This is a genomic window from Streptomyces sp. NPDC046985 (assembly GCF_040644415.1).
In the GTDB taxonomy this organism is placed as follows: domain Bacteria; phylum Actinomycetota; class Actinomycetes; order Streptomycetales; family Streptomycetaceae; genus Streptomyces.
In genome coordinates, this window is record NZ_JBEYWK010000023.1 from 16,803 (window position 1) to 37,848 (window position 21,046).

Below are 21,046 nucleotides of genomic sequence, written 5' to 3' on the forward strand. Positions count from 1 at the left end.
GCCGGCCCTGTGCCCGGGGGCACCGGCTCTCCCCTCACGACCTCAAGAGAACAGCCCGATGGACTCGTACCGCCCCTCCGACGCCGCCCTGGCCGGCCTCATGCTCGATCCCCACGCACGCCATGTCCCGTCCTGGATGTACGTCCAGGACTCCGGTCCCGGTCTGGTTACCTTCGTCGGCTCCAGCCGCATTCCCGGCACCGGTGACGCGCACCCTCTGCGGTACGGCAGCCGACGCATCCACCAACTGATCGTCGGAGAGATCCTCGTCCGCCCCCACTACGCGGTCGGCACCGACGCCCTCCTCGGCCACGGGCTCGGCGGCCTGGCCACTAACGGCCACGACTTCCGCGCCGTCCTCGAACACGGCGAGATCGTCCTGGACCCTACCGCCGCTTCCCCGGCGCCCCCCAACTGACCGACCGCCCGCCGTCATCCCCGCGCCGCATCGGCGTGCCCGCCCACCTCGAGGAACCCCATGACCAGCGCAGCCCTGACCGGCTTCCCCGGCGACGCCGACTCGACCACCGTCGCCGCGGCCCTCGCCGAACTGACCGCGGCGTCCGCCCTGCCCTTCGACTACTGGGACCAGTTCCTCAGCGAGCGGGTCCAGGACCTGGCCGGCTGGCTGCAGTGCGCGGCGATGCTGCGCGGCCACGAGCTGGCGGAGACGCCGGGCCCGGCCGTGGGGTCGTCCCGCAGCGTGGTGCACAGCCTCATCACCGCCCACGCCTCCGTGCTCGCCCGTCACCGGGTCGAGCTCGCCCCTTTCAAGGGATCCGACGGGGCGCTGCTGGGCAACGACTACGCCTACCACGACGAGGCCGCCGACCGGCAGACCGGGGAGCTCGTCCAGATGCTCGGTACGGTCATGGCCGTCCTGGCCGGGGAGTTCGGCCGGCCAGCCGAAAACACGGCGCCGGGGCCCGATGCGACGGCGGGCATGAACGCCGTCCTGGCCGCGATGACCGATCCCGACCTTGAGAGCGGCGACATCGTGGAGGACATCAAGACGAGCCTCCACGCCCTCGGGTTCGATCTCACCACTGCCGAGCAGTCCAACGACGTCTGAGCGTCCGCCGAGCCGCGGCCGTGGGTCTTCGACCCCACAAGCCCGACGAGGGCACGGTCGCCGACGACTCAAGGTGCAGTGCAACATCACGCTCGCGAGCGTCAAGGAAAATTCATGATCTCTTCTTTCGGACCTCCCATCGACCTTTCCGACCTGCCCGGCTACCATGCGGCGGACCCGCGTCCGCGCCTTCCGGTATTCGTCGGGCGCGTTTCAACCAAGGACGGAACCCAAAATCCCGCTTCCTCCATTCCACGACAGGTGGCCTATGCTTCCGCCCGACTAGAGAAGGGCGAGGTATTCGCTGCGCATTTTTGGGACGTCGAATCCGGAATGCTTCCCCCGGAATTGCGAGGACTGGGGCCTCAGGCTATGTACGACGCGTTGGCCGTGCCGACGCCTCGCGACGGTGGACTCCAAGACCTGTTGGAGCGGGCCGAGTTGCTGGGCTACACCCACGTCCTGGCCGAGCGCTCCGACCGGCTCGCGCGCGCCATGCTCACCAGCCTCACCGTGGAACACGAACTCGAAAAGGTCGGGGTCGAGATCGTTTACGCCAATGAGCCGGTGGGCGGCACCGAGTCGGGTCGACTGCGCATGCGCCGTCAGAGCCAGGTCGATGCAGAGGTCTACCGGACGGTCCTGGTGGAGATGTCCATGGGAGGGCAGGTCCAGCACGCCATCGGCGGATGGAATCACGGCTATCCGCCCTACCCGTACATCGCGGTGATCGATGAGAACGCGCCGGTGCGGGACAAGGCGCGATTCGGCATCGCCCGCCCCAAGCGGAGACTCGCCCCCCACCCCGACTCACGCCGGTTCGACGCGGCATCAGAGCTGTGCCGACTACGACGTGAAGAACATCTCAAAGCAGCGGACATTACCGCGATCTTGTCGTCGGACCCCGACCGGTATCCCATTGACGGAAAGTGGACGCACAACCGGGTGGAGGGGCTCATCGCGAATCCCAAGTTGACCGGCTACCAGGTCTACAACCGTAAGGCGAGCCGCACGGGCGGCCCCGGGTTCTCCCGGTTGAATCCTGCCTCGGAGTGGGTCTGGTCGCCGCAGATCGTGCACGAGCCGGTCGTGAGCGTCCAGGAGTGGAAGGAAGCGCAGGCGGTCACAGCAGCGCTGCGCGCAGGTGATCAGCACAGCAGCTCGCTGGCTCGTCTTCGCGCGGCGGCAGCTCGTCGGGGTCTCACCGTCAGCCGAGTGAGCAGCAACGCCACGCACACGCTGTACCGGATCGGCGCCCGGCAGGTGGCCGTGCCCTCGTCTCTGCCGGACGTCATCGTGCAGCAGATCATCGACGACTTGGAGGGCGCGGCGTGAAGCAGGTGATTGAGTGCCAGGCCAGCCGGCGGGGCCGGCTCTGGGTGGTGAGCGTTCCCCGTTACGGAGTGTTCGGGCATGGGCGGACTCTGAAAGCCGCACGCGAGAGCACCGAGCAGGGGCTGGCGCTCGTCGGCGAAGCAGCGGAGGTCACACTCATCCCAACAACACCGGAGTTGGAGAAGCTGCGGTCCATCGAGGCCGCCCACGCGTCAGCCCTAGGCGAAGCGGTGGCTGCACTGGCTCTGCGGCGCGCAACGCTGCGTGACATCGCCATGGCTACCGGGGCGCCAACCGCCCGAGTACGACTTCTGCTCACCGAGCAGGCGCAGATCGCCAAGCCGCCCCGTCAGTGCGTCTCCGCCGATGATTCCACCGCGGGTTTCGCTGCCCCGACCCTCTCCGACGTCCGTGAGCCTGCCTCCCCACCCGCGCCCCATTCGCCGTTGACCACGAGGAACCCCGCTCCGGAGGACTCCATAACCACCATCCGCCAGAACACCAACCCCGGTGACCAGCGCAAGCACGAGCCCGAGCCGGCCGGCGCCCCGGGCCCGACGGAGGAGGCGCAGGGCCCCGCAGCGCTGATCCGCCTGGCCGGCGAGCTGGAGCTGACCGCCACGGATGTCGACGAGCTGGTGTACGACATGGTGCACCGCGGCGCGTCGGGCGCCTACAACAGCGGCGCCCGACCGGAGCTGAGCGACCTCGACGCCTTCGACGCTGTGCACGACGACGCCGACGAGCGGGCCAGCGCGTTCAACAACATCGGCTTGGAAGGCCAAGTGGCGGCGCTGGTCGAGGCGTTCGGGGAGCAGCAGACGGAGCGGATGCTGCGGGACGCGGCCGACTCCGCGTCCGTCTGACCACCCCCAACGTCGATATTTCTTAACCCTACGAGTCTGCATGTGGTTCTACGGGATTCCCGCCCTCCTGTTCCAGGACGGCCGACAGTTCAGAGGCACACGACGATGCACGCCCCCTCCTCCAGCGCCGCGTCGGCGCGCGACACGGTCAGCGACCCGGGCGGCCCCGCGGCCATGGACGGCGAAGGGGGCGCGGCGGTCGAACCGCCGTGTGCCCTCGCGGAGGCGGAGCGGCTTCGCGGCCGGGCTGCCGCCGGGCGCGCCGCCGCGCTGGCCCTGGCCGAGGCGCACTCCGGCACGGTGACGGCCGCGTACGAGGCCATCGGCCAGGCCCGGCGGTGGCGCCTGCCCCAGCGGGTCGAGGACGAGGGCTGGAACTACCGTCTGGAGCTGGAGGAGGAGAGCACCGCGATCTGGGCCCGTGCGCACATGGCGTACTGGGTCCGCGAGCAGGCCGCGGTGACGTTGGCGAAGGTGCGCGCCGTGCTGGGCCTGCCGGTGGAGGACATCGACCTCCTGGACGACGCAGAGCGCGACGCCTACATCGCGGCGCTGAGCGACGAGGAGCGGGCCGAGCTCGCGGGGCCGTGGCCGGTCGAGTGGCTCTCAAGTCCGAAACCGGACGATCCGATTAGAATCGTGAACCTCTATGCAGGTCCTGGCGGTTGGTGCGAGGGGATCACCACCGTGCTCGGCGAGCAGGTCGACATGGTCGGCGTGGACCTGTCCGAGGGCGCCTGCGCCACCGCGCGGGCCGCCGGGCACCGCCGCATTTGCGCCTCCGTCACCGACCTGGACCCGGGCCACCTCGCGCTGCGCTACGTGGTGGCGGTCATCCTCTCCCCGCCCTGCCAGACCCTGTCCCCGGGAGGGAAGCGGGCGGGCCTGGAGGCGTCGGCGATGCAGATCCTGGAGGACGTCATCTCCGACGCCGGGGCCGCGGCCGGGTTCATCACGGTCGACGACGCCGGCGACGGCCTGGAGGGCTACGCCCCGCCCACCGGGGCCAGCTGGGCAGAGGTCCGCGCTCCCCTGGCCGCCCTGGACGACCCGCGCACCGGGCTGATGGCCGAGGCGGTGATCTGGCCGCTCGCCCTCCAGGCGAAGTTCGGGACCATCCGGTGGGTGGCCATGGAGCAGTCCAGCAACCTGCTGAAGTCCCCGGCCGCCCAGTACGTCGTCGAGGCCATCAGCAGCGAGTTCTACGAGGCCGGATGGGAGTACGCGCGATTCAGCCTCCTGGAGGCCGCGGACTACGGAGCCGCCTCGAAGCGGTGCCGGAGCTTCCTGGTGTGCATGCGCTACACCCGCCCCTTCGTCGACTACCGGCCCAGCGCGCCGTTCCCCGTGACCACCTGGGCGCACTGCATGGGCTGGGAGAAGGGCCACAAGGTGGCCACCCGGGGCGTGCGCGGCATCGACCCGAACACCGGTCGGCCCAAGGGCGGCGGGACTTTCGACGCGGACCGGCCCGGCACGACGGTGACCGGCACGGCGTACGGGTGGAAGCGCGAGGCGGACGGGCTCAAGCACAACCACGCCGACCTGGGGCGCGCGGTGGGCTTCCTCCCCGGCTACCCCTGGAAGCACGTCGGACGCGGCGAGGGAATCCGCAACAAGGCCCAGCTGATCGCCGACACGGTCTGCCCGATGGTGTCGGCCGCCTGGATCGCCCACATCCTCGGCCGGACCTGGGAACCGCAGACCCGCGCCTACGTGCACAACCTCTACCTCCGCGCCGCAGCCCCGCAGGTCGGCGCCAGCGCCGCTCAGCGGACCCGTGGCCGCGCCGACCTCACACACCGGCAGCGCCAAACGCCCCCGCGGCGGCGCTCCGGCCGAGGCGTTCGGCAGGATACGAGGAGCGGCGCACGCCAAGGAGGAACACGCCGCCGGAAGCCCCCGGCATCACGCGGCACTTGAGGTGCTGCACCGACGACCAGACCTCAACAGGACGAAAACGAAAAAGAAGATCATGCCCAGCGCCGTCATCACGAAAGGCCAGCTCTACCGTGACCTCGCCCCCGACATGAAGCACCCCGACCGGCGCCTGCGCGTCGTCGCGGTCGGTGAATCCCGCGCCGACCTCGCCGTCGAGCACGACCTCATCGGCCAGGAGGGGAAGAAGACCCACGCTAGCCTCGCCCGGCTGCGGTCCGCCGCCTTCGAACTGATCGAGGACGCGACCGACGCCGCCCGCAGTACCTGGCCGTGCTGGCGGCCGTCGCAGACGTCCACAGGCCGGGAGCCACGCCCGCGGACTACGCCCGCGCCGCGTTGCGCGCCATCCGAACCCCCGAGCAGTAGCCCTCGAGCCGCCCGGACGGTGAGAACCGACAGCGAAGGTGACAGTTGACAGGGCCGCTGGCCCGCGCGCTATCACCTCGGCGTGCGCCGAATGAGGCGTGAAGCGGCTCAGCAGAGATGAGAGCGGAGAGGGAGCCACGACTCCGCCCGCCCTCCGTGAGTCAGCCGCCGACCCCGTAAGGTCAGACCAACCCCGCGAACCGGACTCAGTCACTCTTATTTGGGGGTTCACGCTCTCAAGTTCACTGTTGGGTTGGGCCCCACGCTCTCGCTCTCAGTTTCCGCGCTCAGACGGCTCAGGCCCAGGTCGGGCCCCTAGATGCACCACCCACCAACCTCGGTACGTTGCTTAACATTATGATTCTGTGTATGATTAGGCCGGTCGGGCCGGTTGCCGTCCGACCGTCACCACGCAGGAGTTGCAGTGATCACCAACATCGCGCTCACGAGGTTGAAGTCCGTCGCGGACTGCGAGTTCACCCCGGGCACGCTCACCGTCCTGACCGGATACAGCGGCGCCGGGAAGACCAGCATCCTCGACGCACTCTCCCTGGTCTCCCGCACGCTGTCCGACGGCTTCGACGCGGCCACCGCCTCCGGCCGCCGGCTCGCTCCCGGGACGCTGCTGTTCCAGAGCGAGCACGCCGGGAAGCACCGGACGGCGCCGACCATGCGGATCACGGTCGAGGCCGTGATCAACGGACCGGTCGGCTCGCTGCCGGTCGCCGTGGACCTGGCGGCCGTCCGCAGCGCCGACGGGCGCACCGCGCTCTTCGACGCCTCCGCCAGCGGCGTGCGGACGTTCGACCCCACGGGCGCGCGGCAGCTCCACCCTCTGGACGGCTCCGGCGCGCTGCTTGAAGCGCTCCGGACCGAGACAAGGGGCTGGTCGGCCATCTGCGGCGATCCGCACACCACCGCCGAGGCACTGCGGTAACTGGGCCCGGCGGAAGCAGCCCGGCTCGACGGCGATCTCGCGGACCTGGTCCACGACTGCTCCGGCGTCCGGGCTGCCGAGGCCGGTGAGATCGAGATGCGGACGGCGTACCGGGGCTGGGTCCCGGCCTGGCCATGGCCGAGAAGCCATCGTCGGTGATCCTCTGGTTGCGTCACGGCGCCTCCGTCCCACCGCCCCGCGTGGAGCAACACGTGACCCGCTAACGCTGCCGGCCGAACGCCATGCTCGCTGCCCCCATCGTCACCGTGCCCACTGCGATCGCTCGCCACCTGTGCGCCGACCTGCTCGACCGATGGGACCCGTACTGGCACCGCTTGGCCCATCTCATGACCGCCCACCTCTCCCCTGACAGCCCTCGCCACACTCTGACCCTCCCTCCTCGCGACCTCCACGACCTGCTCACAGTCCTGCTGGACATCTCCATCGACCTCGGCGACGACACGCTCACCCCCGAGATGTGCGGCTTTACCCAGACCGACATCCACGAGGTCATCGACCTCCACCAGCACCACTACGGCCCACTTCTCGACTACTGCCCCCTCCCCCGCCGACGCTCGGTCCGGCCCATCCCACACCCCGACACTCCGGGAGATCCCCCATGGAACTGCACCAGCTCGGAGCCCCCGCCGACCCTGGCTTCCGCCTCGACCTCGACGGGGCCGCCCGCTTCACCCACGAGGGGTACACCGTTGCGGTTCAGGTGCGTCGCGCCATGGCTGAGGACGCCCGGTCCTACCACGATCTGCTGGAGAACGACCGCCATGATGTCCTCATCACGGGCACCGTCACGCTCGAAAGCGTCGACGCTGGCACGGTCTACGCCGTCGCAAGCGAACGTGATGGCCACAGCACGAGGCAGGCCCTGGAGGATGTCCTGCGCGACGCCGTCAACGACGCCCGCCGCACCGCCGCCGCTCTGAGCGCCCGCGTGAAGCAGATCGACCGCAAACACTAGGCGCATCAGCCGCAAGGCTTTCAAGCCCGACCCGGAAGGAAGTTGGTAGACACATGGGAAATTCCTCAAAGCCCGGATCCGTGCCCGGTCGTGAAGTCGATCACGAGCCGTTCGAGGTGGATGAAGAGCAGTACTTCGTCCGGGAACTGGTCTGGAATGGCGGCGGCCGCTCCTACGATCTGGTGCGCTGCTGCGACGACCAGGTGCTGACTGAGCAGTCGTTCGGCAAGCACCCGACTGACGAGCAGATCGCCGCTGTGCTCGAAGAGCACGGCGCCTATGTAGACCTGGAGACGTGCAAGTTCTGCGGTGGAGCGGTCCTGCTGGCCACCGCGCACCGGCACGAGTATGGGTGGGTGGGAGACACCTGCTGCTGGGACCGTCGGTTGCGCAGCACCGCCTGAGACCGGCTTGACGACCGCAGTGGCACACACCGTGTAAGGACCTCCGCCCTCACCCGCTGTGCGACCGACGTGGGTCTGAGCCCCGCAGCCGGATCTGCCAGCATGCTGATATGTCTCCCGAGTATGATCAGCGGCCTGCCGAAGCCACTCTCGCCTTCCTACGTGACGCATTCCCGCCGGAGCGGCGGGCACCGGCGCTTGGCCATGAAGCCGTCGCAGCATGGGAAGCGGAGAACGGTGTGCTCCTCCCGGAGCCGTACAGGACCTTCGTCGCGGAGATCAGCAACGGGTCGCATTCTGGTCCCCCCTGGGACGGTGGCCTGCAACCGCTCGGCCATCTGCCCAACGCCTGGTTCGGAGTGGGCCCACGACAGCCAAGCCAGCCCTTCCCCCTGCAGAAGGCCTGGTACTGGTCCGAGGACAGGGAGGTCGAAGACGAGGATCCACGCATCGACGCCGCGTTCAACGCCGGATCGATTGTCCTCGGATCCGAAGACGGGGAGTCCTTCTGGCTTCTGCTGACTACAGGCCCCGGCCGCGGCGAGGTCTGGATGGTCGCTGCCGACGCGGCCCTCCCGGCGCCTGGAGACCCCACCTGGGGCTTCGAGGAGTGGGTACGGCGCTGGCACTCCGGCCGAGACTGGTGGTCCTGAACCGCCCGCCGCACATCCCGGCCAGCGACCAGGCCCACGCACGCATGGAGCCGGCGGGGAGACAAGACGATCACCAAGGCCCCGACCAATCGGCCGATCGCGCGGTCGTTCGAGAGAGCCGACCTACCACCACCCACGCCCCGGCTGCTGACCGGTTCGGCCGGGGTGAGCGGGCGCCGCAGACTGCAGGCCGTCTCCCTCTGCCAGAGGGTGGCTCGACGGCAACAGGATGGTGCCGCTGCCCGGCCGCGCTTGCGGTTCGCGGCGCGCTCATCGGCAGCGACAACCTCCGCCCGCCCCGCCGCTCGCGCCGCCCCCTCCCGCCATCGCGGTGTCCGCCTCGCCGCCGCCCGCCGCCGCCGCTCGCTGCTGCTCGCGGTGGCGCTCTGCTGCTGGGCGGCCCTCGTCGAGGAGATGCTCGTCGGGCTGGGGCGGGCGGGCCGGGTCCGGCTGTGGTGCTGCCCAGGAGGTGCTGCTGCGCGTTGCCGCCCCCGCACCGCCGTGCGCCGCGCTCCTGGCGGCTGCACCGTTCCGTGGCTGCCCGTGCTTCGCTTCCGGCCGCCGTCTGTCCGGCCCCGCGCCCGTGCCGTCTCCGCGCTGCCGCCCGCCGTCGTGCCCGCCCCCTGCCTCCGTCCGCCGCCGTCCCCGTTCCATCCGCCGCGTCAGCAGCCGCGCCGCCCGCCGCCGTCCCGGCCGCGCCGCCGCCGCGCGCGCTGCGCCCGCCGCCGTCCCGGCCCCTGCTCCCGCCTCCGCCGCCGTCCCGCCGGGCGCCCGTCCGCCGCCGTCCGCGCCCGCCCTGCCCGCCTGCCGTCCCCGCGCCGCGCGCCCCCGCCCGTGCCCGCCGCCGCCCGCGCCCGGCCGTGCCGCCGTGCCGCCTGCCGGGGGTTGCCGGGGTTGGCGGTGCTGCCGGTGCCGTGGCCGTCCTGGTCTTCGTCCGTCGGCGGTGTCGGTCGTCGTCGGTGTCGGGTCTGGGGTGTCACGTTGGGGTGTGACGCTCGCCCGTCGTCGGGGGGCGTGACAGCGTGACACCCTCGGCTCGTCGCCCGCCCCCGTGCCCGCCGGGCCCGCCGTGCCTGCCGCGTCCCGCCGGCCGCCGTCCCGGCCCCCGCGCCCGTCCGGCCTCGGGGGCGTGTCGGCTCTGCGGGGACGCTGTCTCCCGGCCGCCCGTCGGTCCGTACCCGCGTCCACCGGCCCGCGTCGGTCGGCGCACCGCCTGCTGCCGTCCGGCCCGTGCGCCGACGCCGGCCTCGGCGTTCGTCGTTCGGCGTGCCGGTCCGCTGTCGCCCCCTCGGCTCGCCCGCCGCCGCGCTGCCGGTCGGCGACCTCGCCCGGCCCCGGCGCCGCTCGGCGTGGCGGCGGTGACGGCCGTGGTGGCCGGCGCGTACGCCGCCGCCGCTCTCCGCTGCTCGCTGCTGTGCCGCCTGGTCCTGTGCTGCTCGCCGGTCCGGTCGGGGTGCTGCTGCCCTGGAGGAGGTGCCGCTGCCCGTCGCGGCGCCTTCGTGTGGCTGCTGCTGTTCGCCGTCTCGTACCCGTGCCCCCCGCCGCTGCTGCTCGACGTGGTGCTGCTCGCTGCCCGGCCCGTCTGCTGGCGGTGCTGTCCGGGGAGGTGCCGCTGCCCGTCGTCCGCCGCCGTCCCCGTCGCCGCCCGCCGGCCTCCCCGGGCTCGCTGCCGTTCCTCGTCCGGTCCGCGCCGCGTCGCCGCCGGGTTCAGTGCCTGTTTCTGAACCTCGTGAGTACAGGTCAAGGGCCGCGAGTCCGAAATGAGTGGTCTACGCAAGCGTTCTGGGAACGGTCACGGTGACCGTTCCCAGAACGGCAGCCCCTGAGGATGGTGTGGCGGGAGGGTATGGAGCCGCGACGCTGATCAGTGTCGCCACCATCACTTCCTAAAAGCCGTCCCTGGCTCACTTTCTCACGTCCGTCCAGCTCCCCGCCGGACAATCGGGTCCCTCACGCCGCCCGCCCAAGCCACCGTCAACCACCGTGCCCTGGCCGACGCGCACCCACTGCAGCCACCGGTCAGCAGCCGGATGGATGGGCGGGGTTGTACTGGATGCTGCCGTAGGTTACGTGGCTGAATGACGGGGTGTTTGCTACCGCGACGCGCCACCAACAGATGTTCCCGCCGCTGGAGCTCCAGGACAGGGTGTTACCCGAGCTTGGGAAACGCTTGTACTGCCCGCACCGCAGGTTGTTGGAGTGTTCCGCACCGTAGACGAGGCCGTTGCGGGCTTCGAAGACCTGGATCTGGATCACTGATCCGCCCGAGCCGGTGCCACACCGCCGCGCCACCGACATGGAGCCGGTGGACAGGTGGGTGTTGCCCGACCAGGTGAATGTGCCGCTACCGCATGCGTAGCCGCAGGCGTCGCTGCGGCTGACAACCGCAGCTTCGGCTGGAACTGCGCCGATGACTAAGGCGGCCGTACCGAGAGCAGCGGCCGCCAGGATCGTGGCAGGTCGCCTGGCGCTCAGCGCACCGACGGTGCGCGCTGCCAGCTTAGCTTTCTTCGTGCGCAGGTTCATCAATCCCCCCGGGATTCGGGCTCCCCGCGGAGCCGAGTGCATGAGTAGACAGTCCTCGCCGCCCCATGGATGGCACTACTTCACGCCAATATGGGCGAGTTGTCGAAATTCCCCTGACCTGTTTCTGAACCCCCGCACCATCCTCAGGGGCTGCCGTTCTGGGAACGGTCACCGTGACCGTTCCCCGAACGCTTGCGTAGACCTCTCATTTCGGACTCGTGGCCCTTGACCTGCGCTCACGAGGTTCAGAAACAGGCACTCAGGTTCCGGCGCCGTCCGGCGTCCGCGGTGTGCCGGTGCCGAGCGCCTCCTGGGGCCCGGCCGTCCCCAGCGCCGCCGGGTCCTGGAGCTGCCCGCCCCGTGCCCCGGTGCCGTCCGGTGTCCGGCTCGTACGCCGCCGCCCGCTGCTGCTCGCTGCTGTGTCGCCTGGTGCTGTGCTGCTCGCCGGTCCGGTCGGGTCCTGCCGGCGGTGCCGTCCCGGGGGAGGTGCTGCTGTCCGTGCTGCGCCGGCAGCCCGCCGAGGGCCGGTCTGGTCGTCGTGGTGCTGCCCGCTGCTCCACTCCCGTGCTGCCTGGTCCCCGGACGCTGCTGCTGTCCTGGGGGAGGTGCTGCTGCTCGCCGCTGCATTCCCGGCGTCCGCGCCCGCCGTCCCTGCCCGCCCTGTCGCCGCCGCCCGGCGTGCCCGCCCGCCGTTCCGCGCCTGGGTCTTCGCCGCCCGCGCCGGGCCCGCCGACCTGGCCGTGGTCTGCCGCTGCCCAGCGTCGTGCTGGTCGGTGTTCGGCGCGGCCTCCGGGGCCGTCCCGGCCGTCGCCCCGCGCTGTCCCGTGGTCCGCCGTGGCGTCGTCCGCCCGCGCTCGCCGCCGGCCGCAGCCCGTCCTCGCGTCGGTCGTCCGCCGCCTTCCCGAGCGTTCGCCCCGGCCCCGCCCCGCCGCCCGGTGTAGTGCCGGGGTCCGGCCGTCGCGCCCGGTGGCCGGCTCGTCTCCGGGCGCCGTTGCGCCGGTCGGGGGCCGTCCTGCTCTACCGCGCGTACCGGTCCCGGCGGCGCCCGCGCGCCTGGTTCACCGGTCACCGTCCCCGCCGGTCGGCCCAATGTCGAACCGTCCGCGGCTTCGCCGCTCCGCTGTGCCGCGCCAGCGGCGTACCGCCCGCGCGCCGCCCGGCGCGATCAGGTCCTGGTCGCGGGGCCGCTGCTCGATGCTGCACCCGTACCGCGGTGTCCGGCGGCCGCCCGTCCCGCTGCCGTTCCGGGCCCGCCGCGTCTCGCCGCCGGCCGACGAGCTCGGCGCCCTGAGCTCGGCGCTGGGCCGCCCGTCGCCGTCCACGTTCGCTCGGCCGCGTCCTGTCCTCGCTCACCGTGCCGGTCCGGGGCGGCCGGCCCCCCGGCATCGCGATCCCCGCCGTGGGCGATCAGCCCGGCGTCAAAGGCGGAGTTGTAGGCCAGCGGGATGCGTGGGCCGACTGCGGCGGCCAGGTCCGGTGCCCCCTGATTCCAGGTGGACGAGCCGGCCACCATCGCGTCTGTGATCGGGTGCCAGGTGTCCGGGCGGCGCCGATCGAGGGGCGGAGCAGGCGGGCAGACCCGATCCCTCGCCTCCTACCTCGACCGCGGCGGCCAGGCCAGGGACGAGCGCGGCCGCGTGATCTCGGCCCGGCACAAGGACGCCGTCCAGCGCCTGGACGAGCTCAAAGGCCAGGGACAGGCCCTCCTCGCCGCCGCTGCGCTCGCACAGGCGGAAGCGCTGATTCTGCAGATCTGACGGTGCGGCAGGACACGAGTTCGTAGTACACGAGTTCGTAGTACACGGGCGGGCCCCTCGGCACGGTCGAGGGGCCCGCCTTCTTGCTATCTCACCGCAGACACACCCGGGCCGGGACGATGGCGGGCCTCGCGAGTGGATCAGGCGCGGCTCGCCTGTCGTGCGGGCCCGGTGGAAGGCGCTCTGGGGCGACGGACCGCGGTTTCCTGCCCGGCTGAGGGATCGCCACCCCGTGCGAAGCGGCCGCGCGCATCCTGCTCCTTCTCCACGGCGGCACGCAGGTGTCACAGCAAGACGGCGGGCAGCAGGCCGCGGAGCCGGGACACCGCCCCCAGCGCTTCGGTGACCTTGGCCATTGCCTCGGCGGCGCTACGGGACCGCTCGTCAAGCTGGTCGGCACGCAGCCGGCCGACCAGCTCGGCCACGAGTTCGGCGAGCTCGCCCGCTTCGGGATCCTCCGGCACGTCACAGCCCACCATCGAGCTGCCTCCCCGAGTGCGGCTAACGCGTCATCGCGGCGGAGCAGCGGCCCGGGGTTGCCCGTGTCACCGTTTGTCACGATCACATCGTCCACCGCGGACCTGCCCGGCGGGGGCGGAACAGCAGAATTCGCACCCCACCGGGCTGCTCGAGAGGGGCCGGTCAGCGGCGACGCCAGCGCGCGAGGAAGCCCGCCCGCCGCTTCGGCGGCTCCGGCGGCGGCGATACGGGCCGGGGAGGATCGGCGGGCGGGGTGACCGGGGGCGCCACGGGTGCAGGCGGAGGCGGCGTCACCAGCGGAGGCGGCACCACAGGCAGAGCAGGGGCGGCGTCCGGAACGGGAACATCCTCCGCGGTCGGGGTGGCCGGCTGGGGCGGAGCCGGAGTCGCAGCGGGCGGGCGCGGCGCGGTCTTGGGCAGTGCGGGCGCGGGGGCGGGGCGGTACGAGGAGGTGGCGGGGCGGTCCGGTGCAGCAGGGCGGGTCGGCGACGGGTGCCGGCGAGTCCGCGGCCGGACCGGTTCACTCAACGGGCTGGGCGAGCGAGGCGCGGTAGGGATCCCGGCACCGTCGACGTGCCAGTGGGCGATCTGCCAGTGGGCCTCTGGCCACAGCACCACCTGGTGGCCGAGCCCCCTCTTGTTCGGCTTCCACAGCTTGAACGCGACGTCCGGGGCGGCGAGGGCCAGTACGCGGGTGCCTTCGGTGAGGGGTTCCAGGAGCGGGCGGCGGCGGGAGTCCACGCGCAGGTAGACCTCAGCGCGGGCGAGGGGTCCGGGCAGGCCGGTGGGAACGTCCGTCGCGATCCGGAAGGAGGTGGTGGTGTCGGTAGTCCTGATCTGCGTGACCTCGCCGAGGACGGCGACGGGGTGGCGGACCGTTCCGGCGCCCAGCCACTGGTAGAGGCGGGCCAGGTGGTCGGGGTCGGGTCCGAAGCAGAAGTCGTTCCAGGGCACCGGGGTGCGCAGCCCGGGGTGCTTGACGGTGAAGTGCTCGACGTTCTCGGGGTCGTCGCCGTACAGGGCCAGGAGCTGGGCGATCCGGGCGGCGCTGGTGACGGCCGGCGGGAGTGCTGGATCGACCGAGTGGATCTTGAGGTTGACCGGGTCCGCGGGCGGCGCGAGGAGCGGCGATCCGGCCGGCGGCAGGAGTGGGGCCTTGGTGTCGCTGGTGGGGGCGAGCACCAGGCGCAACTGCAGTCCGCCGGACCGCAGTTCGGCCAGTCCCTGTGACTTGCGGGCGATGGCGCGCACGGTGTAGTCGGTGCGCAGCGGGCACGGGGCCAGGTGTTCGGCGGTGCGGCCCTTCTCCTTCTCCTTGGCCAGGGCGAAGTGCGCGCCGCGGGTGAAGGGCTTGCCCTTGGTGGAGATGCGGGGCTGTTCGGGCTGGGCGATGACCTCGTGCTCGCAGTACGGGCAGCGCAGCGGGCGGGTGAACGGCTCGGGCGTCTGGCCGATCTGTCGGGCCGAGATGACCAGGCCGTTCTTGTCGCGGGCCTGCTGCAACTTGAAAGGCTGCCGGTCCCCCACCTGGTCCTCCCCGTCCGCGTCCGGTCTCTGGAGACCTTATCCGGCGGCGCGCGGTGCCGGATCTGTCGGCGGCGGCCCGGCGGGCGGGTCCGCGTACTGGACGCCGGCTCTGGCGGCCATGCGCATGGCATGCGAGCGGGGAGCGGCCTGCGGGTGCTCGGCAATCCAGGCGCACACCGCCGGCGGCAGGCCGTACGCATTGCCCGGCAGGGTGGAGTGGCACACCGTGTGGCCCTCGTCGTAGATGCCGTCGTCGCGGCGGCCCAGCAGTTCGTCGCGCCGCCGGTCGGTGAGCCCGGCGGGGTTCCCGGCCCGGCCGATGCACGTACCACAGCGGCTGCTCATGACCCGCACGGCTCCGGTGACGTCGTCGAAGACCGACGGCGCCTCGTCGTCGCCGGCGCCGACGGCCCAGTCGGTGCCGTCCCGCGTGCGGGCGGCCACGACGGTGCCCCCGCTGGAGCGGGGCCGGTAGTTCGCGGGGTCCGCGAGGTAGTCGGCCAGGCTGATGAAGTCGCCATCGGGCTGCACGCGTTGCACGACGGGGGCCTTTCCGGAATGAATGAAGGCTGACGACGTCACCCTACGGGCGACCCAGGCCGCGCATTCCGGCCGAACGCCCGCTGCGGCTGCGGCCGGCCTCCGGTGTCACGGGATGGGGGCCGGCTCGGCGGTGCCCATCCATGCGATCCAGGCCCCGTCCGCGGCCTTGCCGAGGTGGAGGTCGGGGTCGTGGTCCTGCTTCCGCGCGCAGATGCGTCCGTAGGCGCCGTGTCGGGCCGGGCACAGCCGGGCCATCTCCGTCGGGGTGAGGGCCGACAGGTCCTCCGGCAGTGCGCGGCCGGCGGCGGTCGCCCGCGCTTCGGCTCCGCGCCGGCGTTCCACTTCGTCGGTGCGTGCCTGGAGCAGGCGGGCCCAGCGCAGGGTGGTCTCCTCGCTGCCCGGGGTGTAGAGGTACTGCGGTTCGCCGTACTCCAAGAGGGTGTCGAGCACGGTCATGCCCAGCGACTCCAGCAGGCGCTGGGAGGCGGTGTTGCGCTCCTGGGTGACCGCGACGAGCGGCCCGCCGTCCGGCACTTCGGCGGCCCACCAGTCGACGGCCGCGCCGACAGCTTCGCGCCCCAAGCCCTGGCCCCAGGCCGTGGGGAGCAGTTGGTAGGAGATCTCGGCCCTGCCCGCGGAGCGACTGTCCGCGGTGATGCTGACCAGGCCGATCGCCTCGCCGCCGCCAGCGGGAGCGACCGCCCACACGCCGGGGGTCGCCGGGTACTCGCGCTGCCGGGCCTCGATGCGCGCCTCGCTCGCCGCACCGCCCAGGAAGGCCCGGACGTCGGGGTCGGTCAGCACCGCCCGGACGACCGGAGCGTCCTCGTGCGTGACCGGGCGCAGTGTGACGCGCTCGGCGCGGAGGACGGCGGGCCACCGGCGGGCGAGGGCTGCGTCGACGGGTTCCATCGTCCCATGATGGCAGTGCCGGGCGGCCGGGCGGGGCGAGACCGCGGCACAGCGGGGCTCCGGCCCGGGGTGCACCGGGCCGGAGCGGGCGGTCACTGCCAGGAGCCGGGCTGTGCCGGGAGGTCGTCGAGGGCGTTGTTGATCATTCGGGTGATGTCGGTGCCGTAGTGGGTGGCGCCGTGTATGAAGGTGGTGGTGAAGGCGGTGCGCTCGCAGCGGGGGAGGTCGGCTGTGCGGTAGGCGGCCAGTTGGTCGGCTCGCAGGAGCTGGGCGAGGGCGATGTAGCCGCGGTCGGCGACCAGGGTGAACAGGACGGGGCCCTCCATGTCGGCGCCGGCGGGGTGGGCGTCCCACCAGTACTCGTCCGGGGTGAGGCTGTGGCCGCGCTGGTGCCGGGCGACGATCGTCACCTTGATGCCGGTGCGCGGGTGGCCGACGACGATGTGGGACGACCGGCCGTCCCAGGTGGCGCCCAGGGCCTGGGCGGCGGCGCGGCGGACGACGTCGGCGACCGTCTCGGGCGTGGGCGGCACGGCGTCGGTGAGCAGGGTGCGGATGCTGCCGGGGCGGGTGTAGACCGGGCGGCGGGCGACGATCAGGACGTCGTTGCGGATGCGCTGGTCGTCGGTCTCGATGATGCCCGGGTGCCAGCGGCGGTGCGCGCGGACGTCGGCGAGACTCTCGCGCGCGCCCTGGTTGGCGTTCGGGTTGAGGTAGAGCAGGGTCGCCAGGACGCGCTCGGCGGAGTTGAAGCGGCCCAGCCGCCACAGGGTCAGGGCCAGGCCCTGGACGGCGCGCAGGAAGGGGCGGTTGTCCGTCTCGGACCAGGGCAGCCGGCCGTGGAAGACTATCGGGAGAGAGACTTCGCCGACGGCGACGGCGGCCTCGTACCAGGCCAGCGCCTCCTTCAGGAAGCGGCGGCGCTCGGCCGTGGTGGGGCCGACCCAGGAGATGAGGTCGCCGAACTCGCCGTCGTGGCGCTGCAGGGCCAGGCTGCCGAGGTGGGCGTAGGCGTCGATATCGCGGGGCTCAGCGGCCACGATGCGGCGCAGCTCGTCCTCGTAGCCGTCCACGTCGCCGGTGACTCGCATGGCATCCAGCGCGGCGTCGAGGGGCAGGCCGACACGGCCGGGGTAGGGGTGCGGCATCCGGTAGCGGGGCAGGACGCCGTCCTCGGCGAGTTGCTCCAGCCACCACCGCGCGGCGATCTCGGCGTCCTTCTGCGGCCCGGGGGCGATGTCGAGGTCCTCGCCGTCCTCCGCCGCCCGATCCCCCTGGCCGTCCTGGCCGGTCCCGGCCTCCGAGCCGAAGCTGTCCTCGTCCTCGTCGTAGGCGTTGAGGACTTCGTCAGGGTGGAAGTCGCCGTCCTGGGCCGCTTCTCCGGTCCCGGCGAGGTGGGCCTTCTCCGCGGCGTCCCGGGCCTGCTTGCTTTGGGTGCCGGGCAGGGCGTGCGTCAGGGGGTGGTAGACGTCGGGCCACGGGTGGCCGACGGCGAGCGGGCTCCACATCGCGTAGTCCTGCTGCATCAGGATGCGCAGGGCCAGGTCGAGGCCGTGGTGGTCGAGCCGGTCGGGGAGCCGGCCGGCCTCGCCGGCGCTGGTGACCTCTTGGAGCGCTTTCTTGGTAGCCGATCTGTGTTTCGGCGTCCAGGAGGCGGGCGAGCCGGGTCGGCTGCGTGCGCTGGACGCGGCACCGGGGCTCGACGAAAGGGCTGGTGGTGGACATGGGGGGGGGCTCACTTGAACCGGGCTTCGCGTGGCGCACCGCCCCACCTCGGTACGACGCCAAGCCATCAGGTCAGGACGCCGTCATCATGTCGATCATGCTGGTGATGCCGGTTCGAGCGTGGGCTGCAGTTCACCCGGGACGGTCAACGGTGGGGATGACCGACGGGAACGAGCACCGTGAGCGCGGTAACCCATCCTGGCGTGCGTCCGCAGGACGACGCAAGGCACCCCCCGGAAGAGAGCGATCTTGTCCTGTTAGCAGCGCATCATGCGGAAAGATGACGCTTCTGGTCCCCGGCGGCGTGCGTGACGGGACGTCACGGCAGACGTCGCGACGGGCGACGAGGGCCCGGAGCCACTATGCGGCCGATCGTCTCCCAACTCGGATACCGGGCCGCTAGCGCGCAAGTCTCGTGCTCTGAAGAGGAGTTGAGCACCAGTTCCGGCAACTCCGTAGCCGTACCGACTCGCGCTGGACAACACTCAAAGCCATCCCACTACTGCCCGTGACCCGGGAGTGTTCTCCTGAGCCCTGCGCACGCCTACCTCGGCGACCGTCCGCCGACCATCGACGAGCTGACCGCCGAGGTCACCGCGCTCGCCGGCGAGCACGCGGACGTCTGCGAGGTCGTCACGATCGGGAGGTCCCCGCGCGGCGAGGAGCTGACCATGCTGATCGTCCCCGGCGGCGGCCCGATGATCCAGGTCGTCGCCGGGCCGCACCGGAACGAGCCCGTGGGCCTGGCCGCGGCTTCGGCGCTCGCCCGGTACGTCGTGACCAGCCCGGGTGCCGGCGATGCTCTTGGTACCTCCTGTCGTGCATCGACCCCGACGGCGCGCGCCTGAACGAGGCCTGGTGGGCAACCACCCGCCGACTGGAGTCGTACCACCGCCGGTTCCTCCGTCAGGCGGAGGCGGACCAGCCTGACTGGGGACTGCCCCGCGCGGGCTTCGACGCTGTGCTTCCTGAAGGCCAGGCCGTCGCCGACGCCATCGACCGGGCCGCCCCGGACTGTCTGGTCAGCCTGCACAACTCCGACAGCGGGGGCGTGTTCTGCCTGTCTGCCGCACCTCATCCTGCGCTCGTGCCGCTCCTGGAGCGGGCCTCCGCCCGGCACGGGCTGCCGGTGGAGGCCGAGCCGTCGGACGCGATCGAGTGGGCCTCGCCCGGCACCCGCGTCCACGTTCACCCGCCCGCGGAGCGGATGTCCCCCGCGCCCGGCAGCGGGCGGCGCCCGTTCGGCGCCAGCAGCGTGCACCACGCCGGCGCGCGCGGTGCGGCCCTCGCCTTCGCGCCCGAGACGCCGATGTGGACCAGCCGCCCCCACGACTTCCCGGCCGAGGACGCCGCCCGGCATCTCGAGGACACGGCGGGCGCCCTCGCGCCGGCCGTCGCACTCCTGGCGTCCCGCCTGGACGACCCGTTCCTGCCAGCCACCACCGACAGTCTCGGCATCCACACGCTGGTAGCCGGCGCAACCCGCAGGCCGGGGCCGGCCAGGACCTTGCGCACCTTGGCCTGCTGCGCACCGCCGGCATGGTGCTGCGCGCCCTCGACGCCGATCCCGCCCGGGGCGCCGATCCCGCCCGGGGCGAGGCAAGGGCCGAGGTTGAGGCTCACTTCATGCGTTGGCTCGCCGCCGCGGAGGCGGCGCTGCGGCCCGAGCCGATTCCCCTGACCCGTACGGCCGGGTTCCAGCCCGAGATGATTCTCTCGGCGGCCGAGCTGGTGGCCGGCTGATCAGCCGGCGAGCGGCAGGTGCTTCCTGGTGTTGGCTCGTGCCGCAGCGTCCTGCCGCTCGTGGGCGGCCCAGGGCGGCCTCCAGCAGGCGCAGCCACGAGACCACCGTCGGCCGGCGCTTGAGCAGGGCGCGCCGTTGCCGTTTGGTCATGCCTCCCCAGATGCCGAACTCGACCCGGCGGTCGAGCGCGTCTGCCAGGCATTCGGTGCGGATGGGGCACCCGAAGCACACGCTCTTGGCCCGGCTCTGCGCGGGGCCTTCGATGAAGAGTTCGTCCGGATCGACGCCGCTCTGGCAGGCCGCCCGTCCCCAGTCGATGTCCGTGTCCCCCACGGCCGTGCCCCCTTCTTGCAGCTCCCCTCGGCGGCCGGCCAGCGTAGGCGATGCGCCGAACGGTGAACCTACGACGAAGGCGGGCCGGGCCGCTACTGTCGCTCTGCCGGGGCCACGCTTTCGAGTGATTCCTCACCGGCCGCCCCGCGCCGTAGGTTCGGGGCGGACCCCCATTCCGACAGGAGACGCCGTGCCCGACCCGTCCGAGAACACCCCCCTCGCCCAGGGCCGTATGCCGTCGGCGCGGTGGCGGCGTTGGGCGCTCGTCTTCGGCCTGCCCAGCGTCGCCGTCGCTCTGATCGCGGCGTGGCTGATCCGTCCGCACGGCACCGCCTCGACCGTGCTGGTCGTCCTGATCGCGCTCGGCGCCCTCGGGGTGTTCGTCGCGACGATGCCGCGCCGGCAGCCGGTCGTGGCTGAGCGGACAGAGGCCGGGCCGAGCTCCGGCTGACCGCCCCGCCCGGCACGGCGTTGTCAGTGGAGCTTGCCATGCTGATCAGCGCCGGAATGGGGAAGTGCCATGCACGGTGAGACGAGGACGCTACGGGTGCCGCGGACGGGCCTGCCCGCCCGCCATGCCGCCGCATGCCTCACCGCCGCCCTCGACAGCGGCACGCCGGTGCTGCCGGACGACGTGGACCGGCTGGCCGACGAAGGACTTCTCGGCCACGTCGGGGAGGTCCGCGACCACCCGCTCTACGACGCGGCGGACTGCCGGGAACCGGGGCCGGAACTGGTTGGCCGGCTGCGGACGGTGGTGCGCGAGCGGACGGTGTGGACGGCGAACTCCTGCACTGGCCAGGAGGCCGCGACGCTGTGCGAGCTGACCGCGCCCGAGTTCACGGCCGCCGCCAGGGACGCCGCGCTGCGCCCGTGACGGCTGGAGCGGTGGGAGCGCGCCGCGGTGGAGGACTTCGCCGTCCGGACGGCACCATCGGTTCGCGCCTCC

At 72.3% G+C, this 21,046-nt stretch carries 20 protein-coding genes and 2 pseudogenes; 15 read left to right on the forward strand and 7 right to left on the reverse strand.

Annotation, left to right across the window (positions count from 1 at the left end; all coding sequences use genetic code 11):
* Positions 1-58 precede the first annotated feature (58 nt).
* The 10 genes and pseudogenes from ABZ861_RS26300 to ABZ861_RS26345 all read left to right on the forward strand — a co-directional run bounded on the left by ABZ861_RS26300 (position 59) and on the right by ABZ861_RS26345 (position 8,550).
* Entirely contained in the window at positions 59-418 is a 360-nt protein-coding gene (locus ABZ861_RS26300) for a hypothetical protein (protein ID WP_361634735.1), read from the forward strand.
* Positions 419-478: 60 nt separating this feature from the next.
* A complete protein-coding gene (locus tag ABZ861_RS26305) occupies positions 479-1,072 on the forward strand; it encodes a hypothetical protein (protein WP_361634738.1) in 594 nt (197 codons plus the stop codon).
* A gap of 114 nt (positions 1,073-1,186) precedes the next feature.
* Positions 1,187-2,407 (forward strand): recombinase family protein, encoded by a 1,221-nt coding sequence (locus tag ABZ861_RS26310; protein WP_361634741.1) that lies wholly within the window; start codon positions 1,187-1,189, stop codon positions 2,405-2,407.
* Between the two features lie 446 nt (positions 2,408-2,853).
* Positions 2,854-3,273 carry a hypothetical protein gene (locus ABZ861_RS26315; protein WP_361634744.1) on the forward strand — a complete coding sequence of 140 codons (420 nt, stop codon included), beginning with the start codon at positions 2,854-2,856 and terminating at the stop codon, positions 3,271-3,273.
* Positions 3,274-3,378: 105 nt separating this feature from the next.
* A complete protein-coding gene (locus ABZ861_RS26320) occupies positions 3,379-5,196 on the forward strand; it encodes a hypothetical protein (protein WP_361634747.1) in 1,818 nt (605 codons plus the stop codon).
* A 106-nt stretch (positions 5,197-5,302) separates the two neighbouring features.
* Positions 5,303-5,580, forward strand: a pseudogene (locus tag ABZ861_RS26325) (DUF6354 family protein).
* A gap of 424 nt (positions 5,581-6,004) precedes the next feature.
* A complete protein-coding gene (locus ABZ861_RS26330) occupies positions 6,005-6,517 on the forward strand; it encodes a hypothetical protein (protein ID WP_361634750.1) in 513 nt (170 codons plus the stop codon).
* Positions 6,518-7,136: 619 nt separating this feature from the next.
* Positions 7,137-7,493, forward strand: a complete 357-nt coding sequence (locus ABZ861_RS26335; RefSeq protein WP_361634753.1) for a hypothetical protein — start codon at positions 7,137-7,139, stop codon at positions 7,491-7,493.
* Positions 7,494-7,546: 53 nt separating this feature from the next.
* Positions 7,547-7,897 (forward strand): hypothetical protein, encoded by a 351-nt coding sequence (locus tag ABZ861_RS26340; protein ID WP_361634756.1) that lies wholly within the window; start codon positions 7,547-7,549, stop codon positions 7,895-7,897.
* Between the two features lie 110 nt (positions 7,898-8,007).
* Positions 8,008-8,550: an SMI1/KNR4 family protein gene (locus ABZ861_RS26345; protein WP_361634759.1), complete on the forward strand. Its 543-nt coding sequence runs from the start codon at positions 8,008-8,010 to the stop codon at positions 8,548-8,550.
* Between the two features lie 2,019 nt (positions 8,551-10,569).
* On the opposite strand, the gene ABZ861_RS26350 is transcribed toward ABZ861_RS26345, so the two are convergent.
* Entirely contained in the window at positions 10,570-11,076 is a 507-nt protein-coding gene (locus tag ABZ861_RS26350) for a hypothetical protein (protein ID WP_361634761.1), read from the reverse strand.
* 1,493 nt (positions 11,077-12,569) lie between these two features.
* Here ABZ861_RS26350 and ABZ861_RS26355 point away from each other — a divergent pair.
* Positions 12,570-12,833: a hypothetical protein gene (locus ABZ861_RS26355; RefSeq protein ID WP_361634764.1), complete on the forward strand. Its 264-nt coding sequence runs from the start codon at positions 12,570-12,572 to the stop codon at positions 12,831-12,833.
* A 284-nt stretch (positions 12,834-13,117) separates the two neighbouring features.
* Here ABZ861_RS26355 and ABZ861_RS26360 read toward each other — a convergent pair whose 3' ends face one another.
* The 5 genes from ABZ861_RS26360 to ABZ861_RS26380 form a co-directional block, all read right to left on the reverse strand.
* The gene (locus tag ABZ861_RS26360; RefSeq protein ID WP_361634767.1) at positions 13,118-13,312 is read right to left on the reverse strand and encodes a hypothetical protein; all 195 of its coding nucleotides are present in this window, start codon (positions 13,310-13,312) and stop codon (positions 13,118-13,120) included.
* A 163-nt stretch (positions 13,313-13,475) separates the two neighbouring features.
* The gene (locus ABZ861_RS26365) at positions 13,476-14,840 is read right to left on the reverse strand and encodes a hypothetical protein (protein WP_361634770.1); all 1,365 of its coding nucleotides are present in this window, start codon (positions 14,838-14,840) and stop codon (positions 13,476-13,478) included.
* Between the two features lie 36 nt (positions 14,841-14,876).
* Entirely contained in the window at positions 14,877-15,371 is a 495-nt protein-coding gene (locus ABZ861_RS26370) for a hypothetical protein (protein ID WP_361634773.1), read from the reverse strand.
* A 117-nt stretch (positions 15,372-15,488) separates the two neighbouring features.
* Positions 15,489-16,295, reverse strand: coding sequence for a GNAT family N-acetyltransferase (locus tag ABZ861_RS26375; RefSeq protein ID WP_361634776.1), 807 nt, complete (start codon positions 16,293-16,295; stop codon positions 15,489-15,491).
* Positions 16,296-16,387: 92 nt separating this feature from the next.
* Positions 16,388-18,034, reverse strand: coding sequence for a hypothetical protein (locus tag ABZ861_RS26380; protein ID WP_361634779.1), 1,647 nt, complete (start codon positions 18,032-18,034; stop codon positions 16,388-16,390).
* A gap of 564 nt (positions 18,035-18,598) precedes the next feature.
* On the opposite strand from ABZ861_RS26380, the gene ABZ861_RS26385 reads away from it, so the two are divergent.
* Positions 18,599-18,868 (forward strand): M14 family zinc carboxypeptidase, encoded by a 270-nt coding sequence (locus ABZ861_RS26385; RefSeq protein WP_361634986.1) that lies wholly within the window; start codon positions 18,599-18,601, stop codon positions 18,866-18,868.
* 691 nt (positions 18,869-19,559) lie between these two features.
* Positions 19,560-19,763, forward strand: coding sequence for a hypothetical protein (locus tag ABZ861_RS26390; protein WP_361635013.1), 204 nt, complete (start codon positions 19,560-19,562; stop codon positions 19,761-19,763).
* A 79-nt stretch (positions 19,764-19,842) separates the two neighbouring features.
* Here ABZ861_RS26390 and ABZ861_RS26395 read toward each other — a convergent pair.
* Positions 19,843-20,097, reverse strand: a pseudogene (locus tag ABZ861_RS26395) (WhiB family transcriptional regulator); the annotation flags it as partial.
* Positions 20,098-20,287: 190 nt separating this feature from the next.
* On the opposite strand from ABZ861_RS26395, the gene ABZ861_RS26400 reads away from it, so the two are divergent.
* Together ABZ861_RS26400 and ABZ861_RS26405 are read left to right on the forward strand one after the other, a co-directional pair.
* Positions 20,288-20,548 (forward strand): hypothetical protein, encoded by a 261-nt coding sequence (locus tag ABZ861_RS26400; RefSeq protein ID WP_361634782.1) that lies wholly within the window; start codon positions 20,288-20,290, stop codon positions 20,546-20,548.
* 69 nt (positions 20,549-20,617) lie between these two features.
* Entirely contained in the window at positions 20,618-20,974 is a 357-nt protein-coding gene (locus ABZ861_RS26405) for a hypothetical protein (RefSeq protein ID WP_361634784.1), read from the forward strand.
* The last annotated feature ends 72 nt before the right edge of the window (positions 20,975-21,046 follow it).